Annotated in this window: 18 protein-coding genes; 12 read left to right on the top strand and 6 right to left on the bottom strand. The window is 47.3% G+C overall.

What is annotated here, in order from left to right; genetic code table 11:
• Positions 1-79 precede the first annotated feature (79 nt).
• Positions 80-1,135 (top strand): hypothetical protein, encoded by a 1,056-nt coding sequence (locus QUA71_RS11510; RefSeq protein WP_333219239.1) that lies wholly within the window; start codon positions 80-82, stop codon positions 1,133-1,135.
• Between the two features lie 154 nt (positions 1,136-1,289).
• Positions 1,290-2,285, top strand: a complete 996-nt coding sequence (locus tag QUA71_RS11505) for a hypothetical protein (RefSeq protein ID WP_333284990.1) — start codon at positions 1,290-1,292, stop codon at positions 2,283-2,285.
• Positions 2,286-2,299: 14 nt separating this feature from the next.
• Here QUA71_RS11505 and QUA71_RS11500 read toward each other — a convergent pair whose 3' ends face one another.
• Both QUA71_RS11500 and QUA71_RS11495 read right to left on the bottom strand, forming a co-directional pair.
• Positions 2,300-2,575, bottom strand: coding sequence for a LapA family protein (locus QUA71_RS11500; protein ID WP_333284988.1), 276 nt, complete (start codon positions 2,573-2,575; stop codon positions 2,300-2,302).
• A 367-nt stretch (positions 2,576-2,942) separates the two neighbouring features.
• Positions 2,943-4,376 carry a phosphoglucomutase/phosphomannomutase family protein gene (locus QUA71_RS11495; RefSeq protein ID WP_006631460.1) on the bottom strand — a complete coding sequence of 478 codons (1,434 nt, stop codon included), beginning with the start codon at positions 4,374-4,376 and terminating at the stop codon, positions 2,943-2,945.
• A gap of 884 nt (positions 4,377-5,260) precedes the next feature.
• On the opposite strand from QUA71_RS11495, the gene QUA71_RS11490 reads away from it, so the two are divergent.
• Positions 5,261-6,355, top strand: coding sequence for a hypothetical protein (locus tag QUA71_RS11490; RefSeq protein WP_333284985.1), 1,095 nt, complete (start codon positions 5,261-5,263; stop codon positions 6,353-6,355).
• A gap of 54 nt (positions 6,356-6,409) precedes the next feature.
• Here QUA71_RS11490 and QUA71_RS11485 read toward each other — a convergent pair whose 3' ends face one another.
• The 3 genes from QUA71_RS11485 to nagA form a co-directional block, all read right to left on the bottom strand.
• Positions 6,410-6,802, bottom strand: coding sequence for a DUF423 domain-containing protein (locus QUA71_RS11485; RefSeq protein ID WP_039886547.1), 393 nt, complete (start codon positions 6,800-6,802; stop codon positions 6,410-6,412).
• Between the two features lie 215 nt (positions 6,803-7,017).
• Entirely contained in the window at positions 7,018-7,704 is a 687-nt protein-coding gene (bchM, locus tag QUA71_RS11480) for a magnesium protoporphyrin IX methyltransferase (protein WP_333284983.1), read from the bottom strand.
• Between the two features lie 208 nt (positions 7,705-7,912).
• Positions 7,913-9,142 carry an N-acetylglucosamine-6-phosphate deacetylase gene (gene nagA / locus QUA71_RS11475; RefSeq protein ID WP_333284981.1) on the bottom strand — a complete coding sequence of 410 codons (1,230 nt, stop codon included), beginning with the start codon at positions 9,140-9,142 and terminating at the stop codon, positions 7,913-7,915.
• 234 nt (positions 9,143-9,376) lie between these two features.
• On the opposite strand from nagA, the gene purE reads away from it, so the two are divergent.
• Positions 9,377-9,898 carry a 5-(carboxyamino)imidazole ribonucleotide mutase gene (gene purE, locus QUA71_RS11470; RefSeq protein ID WP_333060767.1) on the top strand — a complete coding sequence of 174 codons (522 nt, stop codon included), beginning with the start codon at positions 9,377-9,379 and terminating at the stop codon, positions 9,896-9,898.
• A gap of 83 nt (positions 9,899-9,981) precedes the next feature.
• The gene (locus QUA71_RS11465; protein WP_333284979.1) at positions 9,982-11,583 is read left to right on the top strand and encodes an ammonium transporter; all 1,602 of its coding nucleotides are present in this window, start codon (positions 9,982-9,984) and stop codon (positions 11,581-11,583) included.
• Between the two features lie 422 nt (positions 11,584-12,005).
• Here QUA71_RS11465 and QUA71_RS11460 read toward each other — a convergent pair whose 3' ends face one another.
• Positions 12,006-12,608, bottom strand: a complete 603-nt coding sequence (locus QUA71_RS11460) for an IS607 family transposase (protein ID WP_333219255.1) — start codon at positions 12,606-12,608, stop codon at positions 12,006-12,008.
• Positions 12,609-12,890: 282 nt separating this feature from the next.
• Here QUA71_RS11460 and QUA71_RS11455 point away from each other — a divergent pair, with 282 nt between their 5' ends.
• From QUA71_RS11455 to QUA71_RS11425, 7 genes are all read left to right on the top strand, one after another.
• The gene (locus QUA71_RS11455) at positions 12,891-13,802 is read left to right on the top strand and encodes an SGNH/GDSL hydrolase family protein (RefSeq protein WP_333284977.1); all 912 of its coding nucleotides are present in this window, start codon (positions 12,891-12,893) and stop codon (positions 13,800-13,802) included.
• Positions 13,803-14,274: 472 nt separating this feature from the next.
• Positions 14,275-15,714 (top strand): ammonium transporter, encoded by a 1,440-nt coding sequence (locus QUA71_RS11450; RefSeq protein WP_333284975.1) that lies wholly within the window; start codon positions 14,275-14,277, stop codon positions 15,712-15,714.
• A 329-nt stretch (positions 15,715-16,043) separates the two neighbouring features.
• On the top strand, positions 16,044-17,249 hold the full coding sequence (locus QUA71_RS11445; protein ID WP_333284973.1) for a 4-hydroxy-3-methylbut-2-enyl diphosphate reductase: 1,206 nt from the start codon (positions 16,044-16,046) through the stop codon (positions 17,247-17,249).
• Positions 17,250-17,985: 736 nt separating this feature from the next.
• Positions 17,986-19,944 (top strand): CHASE3 domain-containing protein, encoded by a 1,959-nt coding sequence (locus QUA71_RS11440; RefSeq protein WP_333284971.1) that lies wholly within the window; start codon positions 17,986-17,988, stop codon positions 19,942-19,944.
• A complete protein-coding gene (locus tag QUA71_RS11435) occupies positions 19,916-20,368 on the top strand; it encodes a response regulator (RefSeq protein ID WP_333284969.1) in 453 nt (150 codons plus the stop codon). Before QUA71_RS11440 ends, QUA71_RS11435 begins: the two co-directional genes overlap by 29 nt.
• Before the next feature lie 180 nt (positions 20,369-20,548).
• On the top strand, positions 20,549-22,024 hold the full coding sequence (locus QUA71_RS11430) for an ATP-binding protein (protein ID WP_333284968.1): 1,476 nt from the start codon (positions 20,549-20,551) through the stop codon (positions 22,022-22,024).
• A gap of 428 nt (positions 22,025-22,452) precedes the next feature.
• A complete protein-coding gene (locus tag QUA71_RS11425) occupies positions 22,453-25,371 on the top strand; it encodes a response regulator (RefSeq protein WP_333284966.1) in 2,919 nt (972 codons plus the stop codon).
• The last annotated feature ends 97 nt before the right edge of the window (positions 25,372-25,468 follow it).

The following is a 25,468-nucleotide window of genomic DNA, read 5'->3' as shown; positions in this document are numbered from 1 at the left end:
TTGGCGAAAGAATCCTCATCTCCAATCAAAGATTGAGATGGGGTGCGTTCAACCGCTAGTTAGGTCTCGTGGAATCCCTATGAGTAGCACTTCAGAAAAGTCATCTACATCTTCATCTTTACTGTCAGCTCAGACCCTAGTGATTGCGGGTATTGTCTGGGCTGTCATGGCGCTGCTGTTCTTTTTGCTGTTCAGCGTCCCCCTCTCTGCTGAAGAGGGTTTACCTCTTTGGTACTCGATCGGCACTTATATTTTTGAATGCGGAGCATACTTCGGAGCGGCTTTAGTCTGTTTTAGAAACTGGCAAAGCCCCCACATGGTCAGTGGGCGCAACGTCTGGCTGGGCATAGGTCTGGGGATGCTGTTCTATTTCATAGCCGGCGTGCTGTTCGGGATTTGGGAACTCTATTTCGGGTTAGACCCGGACGTGTCTCCAGCAGATGCCTTTTATCTGGGCAGCTATGTGGTACTGATCGGGGGCATGGTTGTAGCTGTGACTTCCAAGCGGCTGAATCTAGAAATTTGGCAGTGGGCTTTGTTAGCGGGAATTGCAGCCTTCGGGATTGCTGTAGCTATTTGGGTTGCAGCACCTGACTCTTGGAGGACCCAGCTAGGAATGGCTCCGGCAGCCACTCAAGAAGTAGTGACAGAATCTGAACCAGCAACCACTGCCACAGGAAGAGCGCCTGCTTTGGAAAATTCGTCTAAGTTACAGGCAAAAGCAGCCGCGACCGATGCTGCATCAGCACCCGAAGAAGAAGAAGCAGAAATCAAAGCTCCCGGATGGGTGATGGCACTGGACAAGCAACTGTCGCCTTACGCCTATGCAATTAATTTGTTTTACATCGTTGGGGACGTTTTTCTGCTGATTATTGCTACGGCATTGCTGCTGGCGTTTTGGGGAGGACGTTTTTCCCAATCTTGGAGAATGATTGCGGCTGCAACTTTTTCGCTTTACATCGCAGATATGTACTTTAAATGGCGCGATACTCAGACTGAGGGTACTTATCAAAGCGGCAGTTTGCTGGAAGTCTTTTTTGTTTTCAGTGCCATCCTGTTTGGGATTGGAGCTATCTTGGAACATGACATCTCAACCCGTTCTCGCCAGAGCAGGCGCAGTCGTCGCGCAGCCTAGCGATTTGATATTGGGGTTGCTGTGGCAAGCGATGGGGAAGCGAAAGCTTTTTTGCCCTTGTCGGCATCTCTGAGCTTGAAATTGAAAATGAAAAATCAAAGTTCGCTGACTGCTAGCCTGCGTCTTTTCACGTCTTTTTGCTGGGAAACTTGGCATGACGCCTACAAAACTCTCCGATTCAGACAAACGCGAACTCATCAGGCTGTACCGACAGTCAAACGAGAATACTATCACTCTGGCAAAGCGCTACGGAGTGAGCAGTTCCACTGTGAGGCGCATCCTTCAGGGTGCTTTGTCGGAGCCGGAATACGAATTTCTAGTGCAGCAAAAACAAAAGCGTTTGTCCGATCGCAGCAGTGTTTCTGAAGCGACAGAGGCGGCTACTGAGTCGTCGGCAGATGGCGAAATCGATCCTGTAGCTGTCCCCCTGTCGGAGTCAGTCCCTGTCCAGCCGTCAGCCTCACATTCGAGACCGACGATCCGAAAGCGTTCTGAATCAGTCCCTAAACCAGTTGCAGAACTCGAAATTCGAGGGAATGTAGAGTCGGATTTGGATGTCTCTGATGTGCCAGATGCCGCAGCAGCCCATGTTGCCGATCCAAGCCACCGCGCTGTTGTGACTGGTGAACTAAAGGCAATGCTGCCAGCAGAAGGGCTGCTGGCCGGTGAAGACTTTAGGGATTTCGAAGACGACGACGAGGATGAGGAGGATGATGATGAGGATGAAGACGATTTAGATGACGACTTCGACGAATATGTAGAGGATGAAGACTCTCTGTTTGAAGGCAGTCTCCTGGGTTCACTATCGTCGGGCGAGTTGATCGAGCTTCGGGGTACAGGACAAATTCAAGTTTTGCCTTTAAGCCAAGCATCTCTGCCCAAAATTTGTTATTTGGTGGTCGATCGGGCAGCGGAGTTAATCACCAGACCTCTAAAAGCTTTTGGCGAACTGGGTCAAATTCCGGCGGCGGAAATTCGCGAGAAAACCCTGGCAGTGTTTGACAATCACCGAGTGGCCCGCCGATTTGCTACTCGCAATCAAAGGGTTTTCAAGATTCCTGACAGCAGTATGCTGCAAAAAGCAGCGCCTTATTTGCGAGCTAAGGGAATTACTCGGCTGCTGATTGACGGTCAGGTATATTCCCTCTAAGGGATCAAATCTCTTTAATATTGTACGGTGTCGGATTCTTCTGGATTTGCCTGAAATTTAGGACGTGAGTTTTGGGAATCTGAAATGTTCCACAGCGGTTGCAGTAGCGCACCTCCGATCAGTCCTGCACTCATGCTCAGTGCCAATACTACTCCTACGGGCAGTTGTATCGATTGAAAAAAGATAAAGTTTAAGGATACTGGGGCGGCATTTTGCACTGAGATAATGCCGATCGCGCTTACTAAAATTGCTACTAAAAAACTAATGGCGAGCAGAGGAATTGTTTTCATAAACGGGTTGACAGGCTAATAATTTAACTTGTATACTTGTTTTATAATTGAAATATGTGTAAAGTTTTTATTTTTGCAAACACCCCATTATATAATAATATACAATAAGATTAGGGGAAAAGTCAAGTAGAGACGGAAAAAATAGAGAATTTTTTTAATTAATTAAAAATTAAACAAACATAAATAAATTTACACTTCCCAAACTTAAACAAATCCAAGTGTATTGCAAATATATAACTGGCCCAGCAGTATCGATGATTAATGTTCAGAGGCTTTGCCAGAGTTATCAAAAATACGTAAGGTGCGCCAAGCGCACCTCACAATCCCAAGCGCTAGGGGAAAAACCCCCGTTGGAATAGGTAGAAAATTAAACAGGTTCTAACTGGGAAATTACCTTTTCCATGTGTTGGGCAACTTGGCTTTCTTTTTCCACAGAATTGGTTTCCATGTAAACGCGCATCAAGGGTTCGGTTCCTGAAGGCCGCAGCAGTACCCAACCACCGTCTTCAAGATAAAGTTTAATTCCGTCTTTGCGGCCGATTTCCTTAACGCCGATACCTGCTATTTCTGTGGGCGGATTCTTGGTAAAAGATTCCAAAACGGCTGCTTTGTGGGCTTCTTCTAGGTGCAAGTCCAAACGTTTGTTGTACAGGGGGCCGTCGGCTTCTTTAATGGCTTCTTCGACTAGCTGAGAAAGCGGTTTGCCTTCATAGGCGATCGCCTCAGCAACTAGCATATCAGCCAAAATCCCGTCTTTTTCGGGAATGTGACCCAAAACGCTCAAACCGCCAGACTCTTCGCCACCGATGAGCACCGCAGTTTCCCGCATTTTTTCGCCGATGTATTTAAAACCGACTGCGGTTTCGTAGATTGTTAAACCGTACTTGGCGGCCAAATTGTCCAGCAAGTGGGTAGTTGCGACGGTACGGACGATCGCCCCAGTCAATCCTTTATTCTTAACCAAGTGACGCGCCAGCAGCAACAGTACAGTATTTGGAGTCAAGACATTTCCCAACTCGTCAACAATACCAAAGCGATCGCTGTCGCCATCGGTAGCTAAACCCAAATCCGCCGAATCCTTCTTAACAGCTTCCACCAACTCAACTAACTGTTCGCCCTTGGGTTCCGGCATTCCGCCACCAAACAGCACGTCGCGGTAGGTGTGAAAACTTTCGACATCGCAGCCGCAGTGTTCCAAAACGCCGTCGAGATAGCCGCGAGAAGTCGAGTAGAGAGCGTCGTACTTCACCTTCAACTTAGCAGAGCGAATCCGCTCCACATCGATCAAAGTATAAAGAAACTTCAGATATTCGGGTTTCGGGTCAAAACTGGAGATTTTATCGTTGTGGCTGCCTTTGGCTGGGGCATCAGAAGCACCAGCAATATTGGCCACAATTGTATCAGTAATTTCCGGGGTTGCCGGGCCCGCGTAGTCGGGGATGTATTTGATGCCACAGTAAGGTGCGGGATTGTGCGAAGCCGTGAACATCAGGGCTCCTGCAGAGTTGAGATGCTTGGCGCTGTAGGCGATGACTGGTGTGGGGCAATCTCGATCGACCACTTTCACCGTCCATCCCAAATCTGCCAATACTTCAGCCGCCGTGCGGGCGAACTCGTCTGCCAGAAAGCGGGTATCGTAGGAGACTAGGACTGGGCGGTCTTTTGGGTAAGCGGTTTCTAGGTAACTGGCGATCGCCCGGGTGACTTTTCGCACGTTGGCAAAAGTAAAGTCATGGGCAATCAGTCCTCGCCACCCATCGGTTCCGAACTTAATTTCAGTTGAATTGCTGCTAGCGCTCATTTTATCCACTTCCTCTCGTCCTACTAATCCTACCCGAAGCCATAGCCTTAAAGACGTACTGGCCGTGCTGTTTGTGAGGATCGATCGCCCGTGGGGCCCGCATCAACCTCATCCTATCGTTGTAGAGACAGGCTTCGGGCTCCGCGAGAGGACTCGAAAAACTCAGAGTTGGCAAAATGTGGGAGTGATCGGGCTACTCAGTCGCTAATTCCGATTTTGAAGGTTAGTTGGCCGATCGAATGGACGACGATCGATTGCGGGCGATTCCCTACGGGATAGCTTCGCTTCACGGGGAAGCTAAAAAACCGATCGCAAAAAAGGGTCCTGGCAATGGTATTAACTAAATGCACATAAATCTGATTCTCATCTCAAATTTAATTTTTTATTTAGAAAAGCCGATAGTTAAATTTGTTATGGTTTCCTAACAATCCTCAGACTAAAAATACATTTCTAATTCAGCTATAGAAATAAATTAACCAAAGTCACCCCTAGATCGTGCTGTAGCCTAGCTTCTTAAAGAGATTAGGGCGCTCAACCAAAGCGCTTCAAAACAAAGATAAGGTATTTCAAGCAGCAGTTTTTTTTAAGCAGACTTAACTTTAATTCTCAGCTTTTAAGACAAATTAAATTTATTTCCAGCCTTCATTATACGTCAAAAAACTAGATTAGGGTCGCGATCACAGGGTGATGGTGATCGATCGCACAATAAATAACGTTATTAACGTGCAGCTTATAAAAGATGCAGGCAGTCGAGCCAAATGGCTTATAGCTTTAAGCGTAATGGCTGATGACTGTCAGCGTAAAAATGCAGAAAATTGTAGTTAACAACGTTAAAAATTAGGGGAATCGAGCGGGTGCGACTTAATAAAAAAACGAGGTTTATCATGACGGGTATTTCACAAATATCTTCAAAATCTTTACCAGCAGCAGACAAACTTCAACAGGGCGCAAGTCAGGCGTCCCAAGGTATTACCCGACCGGACACTGACCAACTCCCAAAAGCTAAAGGTGCCAGCGTTTCTTCCTTCGCAGTTAGCTGGGCAAAAAAATATTACAGTACCGTTGCGACACGAGAGAAGAAAGCGCCACGCCAAATTCTCCCAAGCCTTGATTTAATTAATTTTGAGGGAAATAGAGCCCCAATAGTTGACAAATTGACAGATACCCTGAAATTAGCCAGCGAGATAGCTTGGAGTAGAGTAGAAGCTCTTTTAGGGAAACAAATAGAGCGGCACGCGATCGATAAGAGCTTAATTAATCCTTTAGAAATTTCCGCCGACACTCGTACCTTATATCAGAAAGCAATAGACGCTTATGCGGATAGAGAACCTGTTTTCCGCTTGTCAGTGCTTGTGGGAAAAGATATTATCCAAGTGAGGCGAAAATACTCAGAGACAGATCCGTTAGTGCTGGGATTTGTGACAATGGAGTTTCAATACACTAGCAAAATCTTGTTAGGATGTCTTTCGGAGTCAGAGCGAGCGGAATTTGCGCCCTACTTAAAAGTTGTAGACGACTACCTGCACATTCCCTACGGAGAGATTAACGAGGCTGCGGCGAATCAGCCCCCGAATTCAAGAGCTCTATTAGCCGTTCAGCATTTGTTGCAGCACACGACTCAGATTGCTAGTGCAGTGTACGATCGAGCTAGTTCCCAGCATCAAGGATACCGCAGCAGCAGCGGGTATTTGAGCGATCGCGAGGTAAAAATTTCTGGTATCCGGGATGTCGAGATTTTTCAAAGCTATTTGTGCTGGTGCGTTTTGGAAGGTAGCATTCACCCGGTACAGCAAGAATTGTTTCCAATTTGCGTGATGTTGTACCCGAAACTTCATGTAAGTTGGGAGTTAGTGCAGGATATGCTGCTGATTTTATTTTGGGAAATATGCGAGCGGCTTCCTGCTGAAGATTTAACGGTATTTGTACCTTACTTGCGTACTGTTACTGAGATGTTTTCCAGCGATGTTTTTGAAAATTAGATAATTGGAAATTGAGAATTGGGAATTGGGAATTGCCTCAAATTTACCAATTGCCTATTTAAAACTAAAAGCTGCGACTGCCAAACATCCCCAACCTGCAATAAAAGCAACCCCCCCCAGTGGCGTAATTGCACCCAGCCATTTGATGTCGCTCAAACTCAGGGCGTACAAACTGCCTGAAAAGATGATTGTGCCGGCAATAAAAGCCCATCCAGCCACTGCAAAAAAGGTTTGAGACTCTTGGGCGCGACTCAAGAGTAAAGCGACGAGTAATAAAGCCAGGGCATGGTACATTTGATATCGGGCGCCGGTTTCAAAAATGGTTAAAGCTCGATCGCTCAATTGATTTTTCAAAGCGTGGGAGGCGAAAGCACCGCCTGCAACCGATAAACCTCCAAATACGGCTGCCGCTGCTATAAAAATGCGAATTAAAATTAGCGTTGACATAATATTTATTGAATTGGGAAGAAGGAAGAAGGAGCAGGGAAAAACATTTAATTGTTGATATCGAATGTGCGCGGTGCGTGGCTTACTTGTCATTGCCAGCCTCCGCGAAGCAATCGCATAGTAGAGATGTTCACTGGCCTAACTCTGGGAAGGGAAGGTGCGCGGGGCGCACCCTAGGCTGATGAGAAATTAGCTTTTTTGCAGATATTTTTAACCTATTTCCGCACAGCTTCCAGCAAGCGAGAATAGTAAAAGTTAGTGCTAGTCATCGCTGTTCTGTTAATAACAAAACCATTGCTTTCTAAGATTTTGATAATATCAGCTTCGCGGTGCTGGTAAGCTCGGGTAGTTTTGCTCGGGCCGGGGAAAAGTTCACCAATTTTTTTGAGGGCGGTGAGTGCTAAAGTTTTGGGTGCAAAACTAAGAATTAGTCGCGATTCGGCGATCGAACTTAGGTGAGCGATCATTTCTGCAGCCTTATTTTGAGGATAGTGGATTAGCACATCCAAACAAATCACTGTGTGGAATTTGCCGGTTAAAGCTTCCAAATCTTGGGCGGCGAAGGAGATGTTGTAGAGCTTGCCGGGGACTGCTGTCGATCGATCGTAAGCTTCTGCTACCATCTTTTCAGAGATATCGCTAGCGCAAACAATTGCCCCAGCGTCAGCCAGAGGAATGCTCAGAGAGCCTACACCACAGCCAGCATCGCAGACACAAAGCCCGGGCAAATTGCCGTCAGCTTGCAGCCATTTGATGACTGTATCCACCGTTTGCTGGTGGCCGGTGCGGATGTCTAGCTGAACTTTATTGACTTTGCCCTCGCCGTAAATTCGCTGCCAGCGATCGAATCCCGTCGAGTTAAAATACTGTCTAACTATAGTCTTGTCGTCTACCAAATTCATCGATCTGCCTGCTGCTGAGTTATTGCCAACGGTTAGACATTATATAGCAATCCGGTTCGGAAAATGTGCAACTTGCAACAACAGATTTTAGATTGGCGATTTTAGATTTTCGATGAAAACGGCACATCTAAAATCTAAAATCTATCGGGTAATACCAGTTGGCCGATTCCCACTTTTTGAATTCTTTAATATAAAAGGGTATAACAGGCTAAAAGAGTCGATGCCAAGTCAATTCCTTTGTCGCCGCCTTTAAATTCCAGCGCAACAATTGAGTTGCCGATTTGCCAATAATTCCCGAAATTCCGATCGCCCTTCTCGGAGATTCAGTTGCCAGGGCGATCGCACTTTCGGCATCGCAAATCCCCCACTCCACCAAATTCTGCACTCCCGCCAACAGCGGCAGAGTTGTACCCGCCAAAGTAGCAGATTCCAGCGGGGAATGGTAATCTAATCTTACCCAAGCCGTACCTTTTCTGACTTCAATTTGTCGGGAATCCCAAGGATAAACACCGTCAGGCAAACCCAAAGGAGCCAAAGCATCGCTCACTAAAAAAACGCCTTTTTCATACCTACCAGCGCGCAGAAAAAAATCAATCATTGTCGGAGAAACGTGCTTGCCGTCAGCAATTAAACCGCATTTTACGCCCGGATGAACAATCGCCGCTCCCAACAAACCCGGTTCTCGGTGGTGCAAACTCGGCATCGCATTAAAAGCGTGAGTTACCATTGAAGCTCCCCGCTCAAATGCTTGCTGCGCTTGCTCTGCCGTCGCTTGGGAGTGTCCGAGACTGACGGAAATTCCCAAACTTTGCAAATAGGAAATGACTTCGCCAGTGGTGTCTAACTCCGGCGCTAAAGTAATTATTTTGACAATATCGGCACAATCTCCTAAAACTTGCTTGACATTTTCTATAGTGAGCGGTAATAAAAACTCAACTGGGTGAGCTCCTCGCTTCTGGGGGTTGAGAAAAGGGCCTTCGAGGTGAACACCGAGAATTTCCGCTGTTTTGGGCTTAATTGTTGTCGGAGCAGCGGTTTGTACAGTGCGGATATAATCAGCTATAGTCGAGAGCGATCGCCTAAACTTATCCAGCGAAGTTGTCACCAAAGTCGGCAAAAAAGCATCGACTCCCTGATTCCACAAAAATTGACAAATTTTCGGCAACATTTCCATATGCTTGCTTTCTAAATCGGGAAAAGCAAAACCTAGGGCGCCGTTAATCTGCAAGTCAACACCGCCTAGAGAAAGCCAATCGCCTGCTACATCAAGCACTTGCAAATCGGGAGGACAAATCCGTTTAAATACGGCGTCCATCGGGCAAACTTCTTGAATGATGCCCATTTCGTCAACAGCAAGCATCTGCAAATCCTTGCAACCGGGGAGGCGAACATTGAGAATATCTGTGCGGGCGGCAGTTGGGGTTGTGGCTTCAGTCATCCGATTTTAGATTTTAGATTTTAGATTTTAGGTTTAATATTCGCTACGGATAAATCCGGTGGCTGGCGATGAGGAGGGGGAGATTTTTGCTTTTGGCTGGCTCCAGGGCTGCTCAGACGGGGGCTTGTGGCAAAATTGCTTTTAACGGTCAGTTTTGGTACAAAATATCTAAATTTGAGTTAACGCAATCATTTAAAATTAGCATTTATCTGAAATCTCAAATCTGAAAATTTTATGAATCAAGCGACAGTTGGAATTATCATGGGTAGCGATTCGGATTTGCCAACCATGAAAGATGCGATCGCAGTTTGCGAAGAATTCAGTGTTGCTTGCTCCGTGGCGATCGTCTCGGCGCACCGTACCCCCGATCGCATGGTGGAATACGCCCAAACCGCGCATCAACGAGGCTTGAAAGTCATTATCGCAGGAGCCGGGGGAGCGGCGCACCTCCCCGGTATGGTAGCATCTTTAACGCCCTTGCCCGTAATTGGGGTGCCTGTACCAAGCCGCCACCTGCAAGGGGTAGATTCGCTGTACTCGATCGTGCAAATGCCAGCGGGGATACCCGTAGCCACAGTGGGGATCGGCAACGCTAAAAATGCTGGCTTGCTGGCAGTTCAGATACTGGCAGCTCATCAGCCGGAATTGCTAGAGCGAGTCTTGCATTACCGCAAAAATTTGTCCGAATCTGTACTGAAAAAACAAAATCAATTAGAAGAGCTAGGCTATCATAACTATCTCAATCTCAACAAATAATCCATAAACTTTTGTAGTAAGATTGGAAAGTTTTCCGAATATTGCTGAGCTTACTAGCCGTAAAGAGGGTAAAAGTGATTAAAATGACTGTCGGAAAGAAAAAGTCGAAACAAGTCAGGCGGGAGTCTTTAAATTTGCCAGCAGCTAACTTTTTGACCAAAGTTAACAGGTTCAAAAAATTACAAACGACGATCGCCCGCCTCACTCCAAGTTGGCAAGCCTGCATACCTTTAGCTGCAATCATCGTCTTGGTATGGGGATATGCGGCGGTAGCCCAAACAGCTCCCGCGCCAACCACCGAGGAACAATTAGCCAGCCTTAAGGTGGGCATGGATACCATGTGGGTCATGGTAGCGGCGATGCTAGTGTTCTTTATGAACGCCGGTTTCTGTATGTTGGAAACCGGTTTTTGCCGTCAGAAAAATGCGGTTAACGTGTTGTCCAAAAACTTGATTGTTTTTGCGCTTTCTACGATCGCATATTGGGCGATCGGCTTTGCCTTAATGTTCAGCGACGGCAACGGTTTTATCGGCACCAGCGGCGGATTTTTTCTGTGGAATGTAGCCGACAACAGCCCCGCCACAGGAGATGCTTATCAAGGCATTTTCGACTCGCTTAACTGGACGGGAGTCCCCCTCAACGCTAAATTCTTTTTCCAGTTAGTTTTTGCGGGAACTGCTGCCACGATCGTTTCTGGAGCCGTTGCAGAGCGAGTTAAATTCATTGACTTCTTAATTTTCAGCTTGCTGCTAGTAGGAATTGCTTACCCAATTACCGGACACTGGATTTGGGGCGGCGGCTGGCTGGCAAAAGCAGGCTTCTGGGATTTTGCCGGTTCGACAGTGATTCACTCGGTAGGCGGTTGGGCTGCTTTGATGGGAGCGGCATTTTTAGGGCCACGGATCGGCAAGTACCGCGACGGGGATACTGTGGCGATGCCGGGACACAATATGAGCATTGCCACCCTCGGCTGTTTGATTTTGTGGTTGGGTTGGTTCGGGTTCAATCCCGGTTCGACAATGGCAGTCGATCCAAATGCGATCGCTCATATTGCGCTCACCACCAACACCGCCGGTGCCTTTGGGGGAGTTGCTGCAACGATTACAGCTTGGCTGTACCTGGGCAAACCCGACCTTTCGATGATTATCAACGGCATCCTCGCAGGCTTAGTCGGGGTAACAGCGAGCTGCGCTTGGATCAACATCCCCAACTCTGCCATAATCGGCACGATCGCCGGTATCCTGGTAGTTTTCGCAGTAACTTTCTTCGACAACTTGAAAATTGACGACCCTGTAGGCGCAACTTCAGTTCACTTAGTCTGCGGCATCTGGGGAACTCTGGCAGTTGGCTTGTTTGCTGACGGGCCTACAACTGGACTTTATACCACAGGCCCGGCAGCCGGATTGCTTGTGGGCGGAGGTTTCGGTCAACTCTGGAACCAGTTGGTCGGCATTATTTCTGTAGGGGGGATGACCGTGCTGCTGAGTACGATTTTTTGGGCCGCACTCAAAGCTTTGCTGGGTATCCGCGTTTCTGCTTTAGAGGAGGCTGAAGGTTTGGATATCGGCGAACACGGAATGGAAGCTTACACCGGGTTTGTGAAGGAAACGAGCTTTGATAACAGAAGTGAGAGCGGCTACGGCGGTTATGGTGGGGGTTCTGGGGGGAAAGCTAACAAACTGTAGAGCGTGCGAAGAGATCGACCAATTTAGCTTTCGTATCCTACATTAGCTATTTATCAGCTAATTCACGCTTTTATTCAGAAAAACCACCATCTGAAATAGCCCCCAACATATGGCTGTCTATCGTTGTGCTCGCGTTTCAATCTTCGATGCCAACGCGGGCATAATTTTATTTTTAGTTGACCTTTAAGGGCTGACATATGGCGTTGCACAATGTGAGGATGATTATGGTGGGGTGTCCCGCCTGCTGTGAAAATACACGCCTTCGGGGTGAGGATATCATCCCACAAAAAAAATCAAAATCATGCCGCTATTATGCAACGCCTTACATATAGTAGTTTCCGATTGCATGAGATGTGCGCCGGTAATTGGTAATGGGGAATTGAGAATCTGTAACTGACGAGCTTTGTAAACTGGTGTATTGATTAGAGTTTACCGCCAATTGCTTTAAGTTCTTCAACGATGCGCTTGTTCTTGGGATTCCTGCTGCCATCTAGGCGGGCGGAGACAACAGTGATTATTTCTAGTATATCTTTAGCTAAATCCTCGTCACAGCTAGCATTTTCGGTTTGATTGACAATCACTACCTCTGTCCCAAAGTGTTCGCACAAATTAAAAATTAGTTCAGAACCAAATCTCAGCAGTCTGTCTTTGTGAGTTAATACCAGCCTTTCTACTTGATTGTCTGCGATCGCCCTAATTAGATGTTGTAAACCCCGCTTACTGTAATTAACCCCAGAACCCACATCATCAATGATTTGGAATTGCCAGCCGTGAGATGCACAAAACAATTCCAAAACTTGTTTTTGTCTGTCTAAATCATCTTTTTGGTCGTGGCTGCTAACCCGAGCGTAAGCTATAGTTAAAGCGCCGTTGGGTTTTAAGCCGAGAAGATGAGCTAGGTCATACCGTCTGTGACCGTTAGCGGTGCGTTCCGGTATTAGCTTGCCTTCGGCTTCCCACCTGCGTAACGTGGAAGCGCTCACACCTTTAATTTTGGCGGCTTCAGTTATAGTTAATTTTTTCATTTTTGGATTTTAGCATCAGAACTGAGTAAGTTCGATCACTTTTAGATATATTTTTGTGCAGTCCTGCAGCTTGGACAAATCCGATTGCGGTGCAAGAAAGTTTGGTAGGCAGATTTTTTATGGTAAAGTAGTGCGAAAAAGCAAAGTTCTGCATCGCCGCCCTTGCCCAACACAGCACAGTGCTTGATTCTTACAAGAATTGAGGCTTTAATTGAGCGGTAAAATTTGATGCAGCAATCAGTGCAAATTATTCGGTGTGAGGCCTGCAAATAGCTTGAGTTTATGGAGAAGTTTGGAGGAGGTAGCAGAAGTAGAACTCATAAATCCCTCTTAGGGATGGAAGTTAGCCGATCGAAAGCTGTTCCGGTTTGGGCTTTGCTATCTTTGGTGACGAACGGGGTACTGATATTCACACTTGCTCAACTACTCCTGGGGGGACAGAACTTGACAGAAAGCTTCCAGGCGAATGATGCGGTGACGGCAGAAGGCGCCCAGGAACAAATTGACCAACCGGTGAGCTCTGCAAACCCAGTGCTAGACGTGCCGGTTCCAGGACCGCGACATAAATGGACTTACCAGCAGTGGGTGACGCAGTTGGGTCGCGAAGCTGAGGCGGCGGCGGCGAATCGACCCTCAAGGCTGAGTGTTTTGGCTGGGGATTCTCTGAGTATGTGGTTTCCGACGAAGCTGTTACCAGTCGATCGATTTTGGCTGAATCAAGGGATTTCCGGGGAGACTTCCGTGGGTTTGCTGAAGCGGTTGCAGTTGTTCGATAGAACTGTGCCGGATACGGTGTTTGTGATGATCGGAATTAACGATTTGCTGCGGGGGGCCAGCGACGAAGGGATTTTGGACAACCAGCGGCAGATTATTCGCGATTTGCGGTGGGCTCACCCCAATGCACAAGTGGTTGTGCAGTCGATTTTGCCGCACAGCGGGGAACAAGCTACTTGGGAAAATCGCGATCGGCTGTTGGCGATTCCTAACAGTCGGATTCGGGCGATAAATCGGCGGCTGAAAGAAATTGCTAGTTCTGAAAATGTTTTGTATCTGGATTTGTACCCGCTGTTTGCGGATTCTGACGGCAATTTGCCAACTGAACTCAGCACAGACGGCTTGCACCTTAACGATCAAGGTTATCTAGTTTGGCGATCGGCCCTGCAACTGTTCAGTCAGATGCAGTTGAAAGATTAGTCATCAGTGATTAGTTATTAGTTATTAGTCCTTCATCCGTTAGAAAGATGGAGGATGAAGTCATATTGTCCCCAACTCTCCCCCCTCCTCCTCCCAGTCTCCCCAACTCAAAACTCTCCCCCTATCCTCAACTCGCCCTCCCCAATTACTCTGCTGTCACGGGCTATGTCAAGTAACGGCGGATAGATTAAGAAATATGATAGTTAGCTCTTTAGTATAGGCTGATACAGAATAACTGTTGGTACAAATGGTGCAATCCAAAAGGCACAGACCATTGGAGAAAGAGTTGACGAATTTAGATGAGTCCGGCTATACGAAGTCGGGGGGTTGAGGATTGGGGAATTATCTATTGAAGATTTGTTCCGCTAAAACAGGGACTTAAAACCAAATAACTATTGCATCTAAAATCCTCCCATCTAAAATCGGCTCGGTCTTCCCTGAAAATTGCTGAGTATGAGAAGGTACAACTAACGTGATCAAAAAAAGTTTAACGATCGGCATCATGGCGCTGTGGCTGTTAAGCGTACCGCTAACGGACAATGCCTTCGCTCAAGATGCTGCTGGTGCTGCTGCTGCGGTGGCGCCGAATCCGATCGACAGTGGCGATACCGCCTGGATGTTGATATCCTCAGCACTGGTGCTGTTAATGACACCGGGACTGGCCTTTTTCTACGGGGGACTGGTGCGATCGCGCAACGTCCTCAACACCATGATGATGAGCTTAGTCATGATGGGAGTCATCGGCGTCACATGGACGCTGTGGGGCTACAGTTTGGCTTTTGATGTCACCCGCAGCAACCTCAATGATAAAGGGTTTGCCCAAGGACTCGAAACCTTCATCGGCGGCTTGGACTGGATGTTCTTGAACAACGTCACGGCGGACACACCAGATCCGATCGGCTACGCACCGACAATACCCCACCAAGTCTTCATGGTTTACCAGATGATGTTCGCCATCATCACTCCAGCCTTGATTTCCGGGGCGATCGTCGAACGGGTAACATTTAAAACCTATTTCTGGTTCGTGCTGCTGTGGTCTACCTTCATCTACTCTCCTTTAGCCCACTGGGTTTGGGGTAGAGGCTGGCTGCAGGCGATCGGATCTCTGGACTTTGCCGGCGGCACAGTGGTGCACATCAGTTCCGGTGTTTCTGCGGTTGTCGCAGCTTGGATGATCGGGCCCCGCAAAGACCACTTGAACAAGCCCCACACCCCCCACAACGTACCCTACGTCTTGCTGGGAATTGGGATGCTGTGGTTTGGCTGGTTTGGCTTCAACGGCGGTAGTGCTTTGAGTTCTGGTTCTTTAGCAACAGTGGCTTTTGTCACCACGATGATTTCAGCAGCAGCCGGCGGTTTAACTTGGACAATTGTGGAATGGGTGCTCAGAGGCAAACCGACAGCAGTGGGAATTGCTAGCGGTTTCCTCGCGGGATTGGTGGGAATCACACCTGCGGCTGGATTCGTGTTTCCAGTGGGAGCGCTTTTGATCGGATCGATCACTTCGGTTTGCTGCTTCTTTGCCGTTAGTTTCCGGGCTAAGCTGGGATTTGACGACTCTTTGGATACCTTTCCGATTCACGGCGTCGGCGGAACTATAGGAGCGATTCTGACTGGCGTGTTTGCGACTAAAGCCGTTAACGCTGCCGGAAATGACGGGCTGTTTGCGGGGAATCCGGGGCTAATCGTGACCCAGTTTATAGGCGTTGTAGTTACTTACGTGTTTGCGGCTGTGGGCACTTTTGTGATCCTGAAAATTTTGGGGCAGTTTATGGAACTGCGAGTGCCGTCATCTGCTGAAGACCAAGGTTTGGATATCGGCGAGCACGGGGAAGAAGCTTACGGTGAGGATTTTGCCGGTGGTTTCAGTTCGTTTGAATCGAGTTCTCCTTTTGCGCCTAAGAAGGTTTGAAGCTGATTTTCTGAATAAGTTCGATCGTGCAGAGACTCAGCTATCTGGGTCTCTCGGCTTTTTTTAAGTTTTTTTTTACGAACCGCGAAGGCGCGAAGAGCGCGAAGGAAGAGGTATAAAGGTTCTGTTCCACCTGTTTGTCGAAGTGTCTCTTTCTTCTTTCTTAGTGTCCTTCGCGTCTTCGCGGTTCATTCCTTCTTCCCTCTCAATTCAATGTGTCGATCGTATAAATAGCATATCCCCTCTTCCCTACTGAGCCAATAATCCCGATCGCACCCCAGGCATTCTAAAATCAAAGGTAATTAACCTAGATTTCAACTCGATACCGCATGGATACTAAAGCTTTTAAACGATCGCTCCAACAGTCTGAAAACTACCACCGCAAAGGTTTCGGACACGAAGCTGAGGTAGCTGGCGTGATGCAGACGGCTTATCAAAGCAGTCTGATCCAGCAAATTCGCGACAATAATTACAGGCTAGAACGCGGCGCAGTCACGATCCGGCTGGCTCAGGCTTTTGGGTTTTGCTGGGGGGTGGAACGCGCTGTAGCTATTGCTTACGAGACTCGCCAGCATTTCCCGTCAGAACGGATTTGGATTACTAATGAGATTATTCACAATCCGTCTGTAAATCAGCATTTGCGGGATATGGAAGTTGGTTTTATTTCTGTTGAGAAGGGACAGAAAGATTTTTCGGTTGTCGATAGCGGCGATGTGGTAATTTTACCAGCTTTTGGAGCAAGCGTCCAAGAAATGCAGTTGCTTAATGATAAGGGCTGCAAGATTGTTGATACTACTTGTCCTTGGGTTTCTAAGGTTTGGAATACTGTTGAAAAGCACAAAAAGAGGAATTATACTTCGATTATTCACGGTCAATACAAGCATGAGGAAACTGTTGCTACGAGTTCTTTTGCTGATAAGTATTTGATTGTATTGAATTTCCAGGAAGCTGAATATGTCAGCAATTATATCTTGCATGGGGGCGACCGCGATGAGTTTCTTGCTAAATTTAGCAAGGCTTATTCTGCTGGTTTTGACCCAGATGTGGATTTGGAAAGTGTTGGTATTGCTAACCAAACTACTATGCTCAAAACTGAGACAGAGAACATTGGCAAGTTATTTGAAAAAACGATGATGCGGAAGTTTGGACCTGAAAATTTGAACGACCATTTTCAGAGTTTTAATACTATCTGCGATGCGACTCAGGAACGCCAAGATGCTATGTTGAGTTTGGTTGAGGAAAAGTTGGATTTGATGCTGGTAATTGGGGGTTTTAATTCTTCTAATACTACGCATTTGCAGGAAATTGCGATCGACAAAACTGTTCCTTCTTATCACATTGATTGTGCGGAGCGCATTTTACCGGGAAATCGCATAGAACACAAGCCTTTGGGGGCAGATTTGATTGTAACTGAAGGTTGGCTACCGGAGGGTAAAATTGTAGTCGGCGTGACTTCGGGTGCTTCTACGCCTGATAAGGTTGTTGAAGATGCGATCGATCGAATTTTGGCGATGAAAGCCGCTGCGGTTGTCTAATTATATTGTTTCTGCACTGCACTGGGAATCATAATTTTCTCAGTGCAGCACTTGCGTGATTCCTCGCTGGTGACATCGCTCGATCGCTCTCACGTAAGCCAAGAGAGTATAATTGCGATATAACCGGATTTGAGATTCAACTAATTTCAACCCATTAATTCTCCGCACTTACCCGATTGCTCGAATGGCTGATACTATTCACCCGCGCCATCGTTCCTGTGAATTTTTCCCCTGCGTCCAACCAATTATTTATTAAAAAAATATTAAAAATTTGCCTTTTTTTTTGCGGTAAAAACCTTGACGCTGCTGGCTTGACAAGGTATTATTTAATAATGGGAATATTGGCGAAATTAAAATTTGTTTCACCACTCCAATTATCTAAAATATAGCCCAAAAATCAACTTAAATCAATAGGTAAAAACTCCTTTTTTTGCGCCGCGATTTGAAACTGTGAAAGCAGCAGGATCGATGCAAGAAAACATGGCGAATAAAGCTTTGTTGGCCACCCTAGATTGTATGGCGTTGGCCTGAATCACGAGACGCAAGAGAGCAATTTCTGGCATTTCTGGCTTAAGGGGGATGCGAAAAGAATCGAAACTAAGTTACAAAAAAGATCGAGCGCACATTTGAGCCTTAAATTTATAGTCTTTAGCAACCCTATAGGCCCGCGCCAAAAATTCGAGTAGTCCGCATCCAGTTAAAATAAAAAAAGCAGGACTCGCACAGCGACTATTTCATGAAACAATCACTGACTCCCCAAATCACGGCAGGTATCGGAATGGTCGTGGCCCTGCTAATTTTCAATGCGGCAACTTCCTACCGCAACACTCTCAAGTTAATCCAAAACGAACACTGGGTGAGCCACACTCACCAAGTTTTAACCGAACTCGAAGCTACGCTTTCCACCTTAAAAGATGCTGAAACCGGACAGCGCGGTTATTTGCTGACGGGAGAAGAACGGTATTTAGAACCGTATAACAGCGCGCTCGCCCGCATCAACAAGCAAGTAGTTGGATTGCAGCAGCTAACGGCTGACAATAAGCGCCAGCAACAGCGCCTTCGCGATTTGAAAATTGCGATCGACTCTAAATTAGCGGACCTTGAAACAACCCTCAATCTGCGACGCAAACAAAACTTAGCAGCAGCCGTGCGACAAATAAAAACCGGTAGGGGAAAGCAAATCATGGGGGACATTCGGCAGCAGATAGCCGCCATGACTGCCGAAGAAACTCAGCTATTGCAGCAGCGCGCCCGAGAATCTAAAAAAAGCGCTCATTTGACAATCCTGAGTTTTACCGTTGCGAGTTTAGTAAATTTCCTGTTGATGCTGTTGGTTTACTATTTGGTGAAGCGCGATCGAACTTTGCGCGACAATGCCGAAATCAAGCAAAATCAACTTTTAGACCAGCTAGATCGCGATCGCCACTCCCTACAATTAAGCGAAGAACGTTTCCGTCGCGCCATTCTCAACGCACCGCTGCCAATTATGCTGCACGCTGAAAACGGAGAAGTTTTGCAAATTAACTGCGCTTGGACAGAACTCTCAGGCTACGAATACTCAGAAATTCCCACCATTGAAGATTGGACAGAAAAAGCTTACCACAGCCGCCAATCGCTAGTGCAAGCACATATCGATCGGCTGCACCAATTAAACGCCCGCATTTCTGAAGGCGAATATATGATTTCCACAGCCAGCGGCGAAACTCGAATTTGGGAGTTTTATTCCGCACCTTTAGGCAAGCTTTCCGACGGCAGAAGTCTAGTAATTAGTACGGCCCTTGACGTAACTGCGCGCAAACAAGCAGAAGCAGAAATTCGGATGCTCAACGCTACGTTAGAACGGCGAGTGGAACTCCGCACCAATCAACTTCAAGCAGCTAACGAAGAATTAGAAGCTTTCGCCTATACCGTAGCCCACGATTTGCGTGCCCCCCTGCGGGGAATGCAAGGATTGGCTGAAGCTTTATTAGAAGATTACCGTGACATCCTCGACGAACTCGGTCAAGAATACGCCCAGCAAATTGTTAATTCTGGGCAACAACTAGAAGAATTAATCCAAGATTTGCTAGCTTACAGCCGCCTGAGCCGCACTGATTTATCGCTGCAAGTTTTGGACTTAGAATCTGCTGTGGCCGAGGCAATTGCTATGGTACAAGCCGACGCTAAATCCAGGCAGGCTCAAATCAGTGTTCGAGCGCCCTTGCCTGCGGTAATTGCCCACCGCGTTACTTTAGTTCAAGTAATCGCCAATCTGCTCACCAATGCTATAAAATTTGTGGAAGGCACACCACCCCAAGTGCAGATCTGGGCCGAGGAACTGGAGCTGCCTCAAGAGGGAGAGACAGACAGTGATATAGCGGGAGAATTGGAAAGGGCAACTGTGGGACAGTGGGAACATTCCCAGTTACTTATGGTCAGCCCTGTATTGCCAGTCCCCATAATCCGTCTGTGGGTAGAAGACAATGGTATCGGTATTGCTCAAGAACATCAAAAACGCATTTTTCGGGTTTTTGAACGGCTGCACGGTATCGAATCTTACCCGGGAACAGGTATAGGATTAGCTATTGTAAAAAAAGGAGTCGATCGCATGGGCGGTCAAGTGGGAGTGGAATCTCAAGTAGGACAAGGCAGTCGATTTTGGATACAACTGAGGAAGCAGGACCCAAATGCAGACGATTTTGCTGGTGGAAGATAACCCCGTTGATATTCTATTGATGCAGCGGGCATTTCGCAATGAGACTTTTGCTAATACTTCGCTGCAAATTGTCCGAGATGGAGATGCAGCAGTTTTTTATTTAAATGGGGACGGAGAATACAGCGATCGCGATCGCTATCCTTTACCTGCGATAATTTTACTGGATTTGAAATTGCCCAGGCGCTCCGGTCACGAGGTTCTAATTTGGCTGAGGCAGCAGCCGGAACTAAAACGCTTGCCGGTGGTTATGCTTACTTCTTCTAGGCAAACACCTGATGTCAAGCGAGCTTACGATTTAGGGGTGAATTCTTATTTAGTTAAACCAGTCGGGTTTGCTTCTTTATTAGAAATGATGCAGAGTTTTAACGAGTATTGGCTCAACTATACCGAACTGCCGGAACCGAGAGAATTTGGTGGTTTGTAGTGGCTGTTTACCGATTTTTATTGCTTGTTTCCTCGTTACCCGGCTGTTTATCGTAACGAGTGAATTAAGTTTTTACTGAGGAAGCCCGTCATTTTTTATTTTAAAAGGGCAACATCCAACATTTTTATTAGGAGCGATCGATCGGCACTCTAGCTAACAGCCCAATTAGAGATTGTTAAAGTGGTACACATTCTGGTAATTGACGATAACCCAACGGATCGGATGCTTGTCAAACGCGAGTTAGAGCGGCAATTCTCGCAATTGCAAATAACGGAAATTCCCGACGATAGATTATTTGCGGAAGCACTGAATCGAGGCGGATTCCATCTGGTAATTACCGACTACCAACTACGCTGGACGAACGGTATAGATGTGCTTAAAACTATCAAAGCCAGTTATCCAGGATGCCCGATTGTAATGTTTACGAATACAGGCAACGAAGAAATTGCTGTAGAGGCGATGAAATCCGGAGTGGATGACTACATTATCAAGTCGCCGAAGCACTACGTCCGCCTTTGCGTGGCGGTTCGCGGCGTACTCGATAGAGTTGCCGCCTGGGAACGAGTCGCCCGACTAGAAAATCAACTTAATTCTCTGCTAGAACGCTTAAATGTCGGAGTTTTTCGAGCGACTTCCGACGGGAAGCTTTTGGAAAGCAATCAAGCTTTCTTGCGCTTGTTTGATGCCAGCAATTTAGCAGATGTCCAAGGGATTTATCTGCAGCAATTGTTTTTGCAACCGGTAGATTCAGGGGAGTCTCGGTGTCAAACTCTGGAAATTACATTTCCTTTGGCAGACGGTCGAGTAAAATGGATTCGCTTTACTCAATATCTCTACCGCGCCGAAGGTGAAAGTACGATTGAGGGATTGGTAGAAGATATTACGGAACTCAAGCAAGCTGAACTTGCTTTGCGCGAATTTAATGAAACTTTGGAAGAGCGGGTGAGAGAGCGTACTGCTGAGTTACAAGAAGTTAACGCACAGCTCGAATCGTTTACCTATTCAGTTTCTCACGACTTGCGCGCTCCTCTGCGGGGAATTTCGTTTTTTGCTGAAACGTTGCTCCAAGATAGAAGCAGCGAGTTGGATGCTACCGCCCAGGATTACTTGTATCGGATTAATGACGCTGCAAGTCTGATGAATACTTTAATCGAAAATTTGCTAGAGTACAGCCGCCTCAGCAAAGCTAACTTGCCGCTAAAAGCAGTCTCTCTGAATTTAATTGTGGCTGGCTCGATCGCGCAACTAGAGGCTGAAATTGCCCAAAAACAAGCTCGGATAACGGTTGTTGAACCGCTACCTACGGTGTTGGCCCATCCTGGTACGCTGCTGCAAGTCTTGGCTAACTTGCTCTCCAATGCTATTAAGTTCGTGCCGCCTGGGATAGAGCCGCAGGTGCGAGTTTATGCAGAAGCTGAGGAGGAATATATCTATCTTTGGGTAGAAGACAACGGCATTGGTATTGAAGAAAAATTTCAAGAGAGAATTTTTGGGTTGTTCGATCGCCTGCACGGTCAAGAAGTGTATCCGGGGACGGGAATTGGGCTGGCGATCGCTCGCAAAGGAGTCGATCGGATGGGGGGTGCGATCGGGGTGAAATCGACTTTGGGAATCGGTACCCGCTTCTGGGTAAAATTACGAAAGTGCGAGAGTTGAGGAAGCAAGTTTGGCAACGCGCAGTGAATCGGGATTTAAAAAAAGATGAGGTTCTACGCAAGAGGGTTTGAACAGCAATATTCGGCTGTAGCTCAAAGAATCAATCAACCTGCTGGTTCACACCCGAAGACAGAATAAACAATTAGTATAATGATAGTTAAGTAATATCTTGCACCGTTATACCGGCTGAGCAGGCTTTCCGATCAGTTTTACAACAACTTACTTAATTAATTTGCTTGTGGGCACGCCCCTAAAAAGCTGGTTGAGGATATTACAAGCTTTAAAATATAATAAAATACAAGCAAATACAATAAAATTATTGGCAAGTCTAATTAACCCACCAAGTACATATTCAAATTGTCGAGATTGCTTAAGAACATATTATTAGATTTAAGAGTGTTTGCGCCCATATAAAAACTAAAAGGCTAATGCTATCTATTCTGTTAATCGACGACAACCCGAACGATCGCCTGATGATCGAGCGGGAACTGAGGAAAACTTTTCCCGATTTAGAAATTAAATCCGTTATTGATATCCCAACTCTAGAACACATCCTGGCAGCCGGGGGTTTTGATATAGTAATTACCGACTACCAACTCCACTGGAGCGACGGATTAACTATTCTCCAAAAAGTTCACAGCCGCTACCCGAATTGTCCGGTAATTATGTGTACTGACAGCGGCAGCGAACAAGTGGCAGTCGAAGCTATGAAAGCCGGCTTAAGCGATTACGTGTTCAAAGGGCGGTACTTAAAGCGGCTGGCGGGGGCCGTGGGCGAAAGCTTGAAAAAACAGCAGTTGCGCGAGAACTACGCGAAAACGTCGGCGCAGTTGGCAATTTCGGAGGAAAGGCTGAGATTGGCGATCGAAGCCTCGAAAATGGGAATTTGGGATTGGAATGTATTAACTGGCGAGGTCGTTTGGTCGGAGGAACAGGAACTGTTATTCGGGTTGGAAAAAGGCAGTTTTCCGGGAACTTATGAAGCGTTTTTTGCCTGCATTCACCCGGATGACCAAGCCTCGACCGCCCGCGCTCTTGCCTTTGCTTTAGAAAATAAAATAGAATACAAGTACGAATTTAGAGTCCTTTGGCCCGATGGCAGCTTGCACTGGATCGCGGCTAGGGGCAAGTTTTTTGATGATGATACGGGTAAATCGGTGCGGTCGAGCGGCCTGGTTTGGGATATTACGGAGCGCAAATTATCGGAAGCGAGGGTGCAAGAAAGCGAGGAAAATTTGCGCTTTGCCCTAGAAGCAGCTAACACGATCGCTTTTACCTGGGATGTGGCATCGGGGGAAGTCCGCCGTTCGTCCCATGCCGAAACACAGATGGGTTTGGGCCCAAACAGCACCTTTGGTACTTTTGACCAAAAAAAGAATGCGGTGCATCCAGAAGACCGTGAAAGGTTTTTGGCTGATGTGGATGCCGCACTCACCGGGACGGGAGTTTACGAGTCGGAATACCGCAAAGTGCGACCCGACGGCTCAGTGATTTGGCTTCACGAGAAAGGGCGGGTGGTTTTTGACGCATCCGGCACACCCCTTCGGCTGTTCGGCGTGGCGATCGACATTACGGGTCGCAAACAGTTAGAATACGACCGTTCGCGCGCGTTGGCCCGCGAGCAGTCGTATTTGCGCCGCCTGCAAAAGTTAACCTCCGCGTCAGTTGCTATCAACTCCACGCTGTCGGTGGCAGAAATACTTCAGTTAGCAGCAGATAGCGCCCGCCAAATTCTCGAAGTCCACCAGGTAGCGGTTAACCTCGACCCTGCCGCCACCTGGGATGCGGGAATTAGCAAGTTTTCCATGTCAGAAAAATACGCCGCGTGGCAAGATTACTGCGAAGAGCCAGACGGTACGGGCATTTACCAGGAAGTTTGCCAGCACCAACAGGCGATGCGGATGACTCAAACCGAGTTAGAGGCTCACCCGGCATGGCGGAAGTTCGGCAAGGCTGCGGGGAAGCACCCGCCGATGCGGGGCTGGCTGGCTGTACCGCTGAGGACTCGGGACGGCAGAAATCTGGGATTGATTCAGTTGTCGGACAAGTATGAGGGGGAGTTTGCCGAAGATGATGAAACTATTTTAATGCAGTTGGCTCAGGCGGTGTCGGGGGCGATCGACAATGCCCGACTTTACGAGGAATCTCAGCAGGCAAATCGCATGAAAGATGAGTTTTTGGCAACTCTTTCTCATGAGCTGCGATCGCCCTTAAACGCGATTTTGGGCTGGGCGCAACTGCTGCAGCAACGCAGTTTGAGTCCGGCTGCTACGGGGCGGGCTTTAGAAACGATCGAGCGAAATGCTAAATTGCAAACTCAATTGATTGATGATTTGCTGGATATTTCGCGAATTATTCGCGGCAAGTTGACTTTGAATCCTTGTGCGGTAAATTTGATTTCCCTGGTTGAAGGAGCGCTGAATACGGTGCGGTTGGCTGCCGATGCTAAGTCGCTCGATTTGCGGTTTGCAATTGGAGATTTGGGCTTAGAGACTGCTGAATTTTCCAAACTTGGGAAGGTTTCTGGCAATCCTGAATCTGAGTTAAATCCGAGATTTTGGGTATCAGGAGACCCTGGCCGCTTGCAGCAAGTAATTTGGAATTTGCTGACGAATGCGATTAAGTTTACGCCGCGCGGGGGGCGAGTTGAAATCCGGCTTTCGAGAGTTGATTCGGAGGTTGAGCTGGCTGTTACCGACACGGGAATTGGGGTTGCACCGAATTTTTTGCCTTACGTGTTTGACTCTTTCCGCCAAGCGGATGCTACGATTACTCGCATTTATAGCGGTTTGGGGCTGGGTCTGGCGATCGTGCGGCAGTTGGTGGAACTCCACGGCGGCACGGTTTGGGCCCAGAGTCCGGGACTGAATATGGGCTCGACTTTTACTTTCCGTCTCCCTGCGATGCAGGTAAATTCGATCCCAGACGAGGAAGCGCAGGTTTGGGCTGACGCTGGTAATTTACTGGGAGTTAAGATTTTGCTGGTTGATGACGAGGTTGATTCGCGGGAATTTATGAGGTTTGTCTTGGCAGATTCCGGGGCCACTGTCAAGGTTGCATCGTCTGCTGCTGAGGCGTTTGAGGTGGCTTCGCAGTTTAGCCCGGATGTTGTGGTCAGCGATATCGGAATGCCGGAGGAAGACGGCTATTCGCTGGTACGAAGGCTGCGTTCTGTGAACACACAGACAGGGAAATTTTGGGCGATCGCTCTGACGGCTTATGCTAGGGATGAAGACCGCGATCGTGCTTTTGCTGCGGGTTTTGACCGACATCTGTCTAAACCTGTGCAACCCGATGTCTTGGTAGAGACTATAGTCCAGTTGAGGCAGCAAGGGCTAACAACTTAAAAAATTCTCTTAATAATTGGGAATTGGTAATTGGAAATTGGGAATTAGGAATTGTGTTTTTAGTGACCACTTTAATCCTCGTAAAACTAGCTCTTAC

The organism is Microcoleus sp. MON1_C5 (assembly GCF_036701875.1).
GTDB lineage: Bacteria > Cyanobacteriota > Cyanobacteriia > Cyanobacteriales > Microcoleaceae > Microcoleus.
The sequence above is the reverse complement of the archived record's forward strand: the minus strand, read 5'-3'. Positions and strand labels throughout refer to the sequence as shown.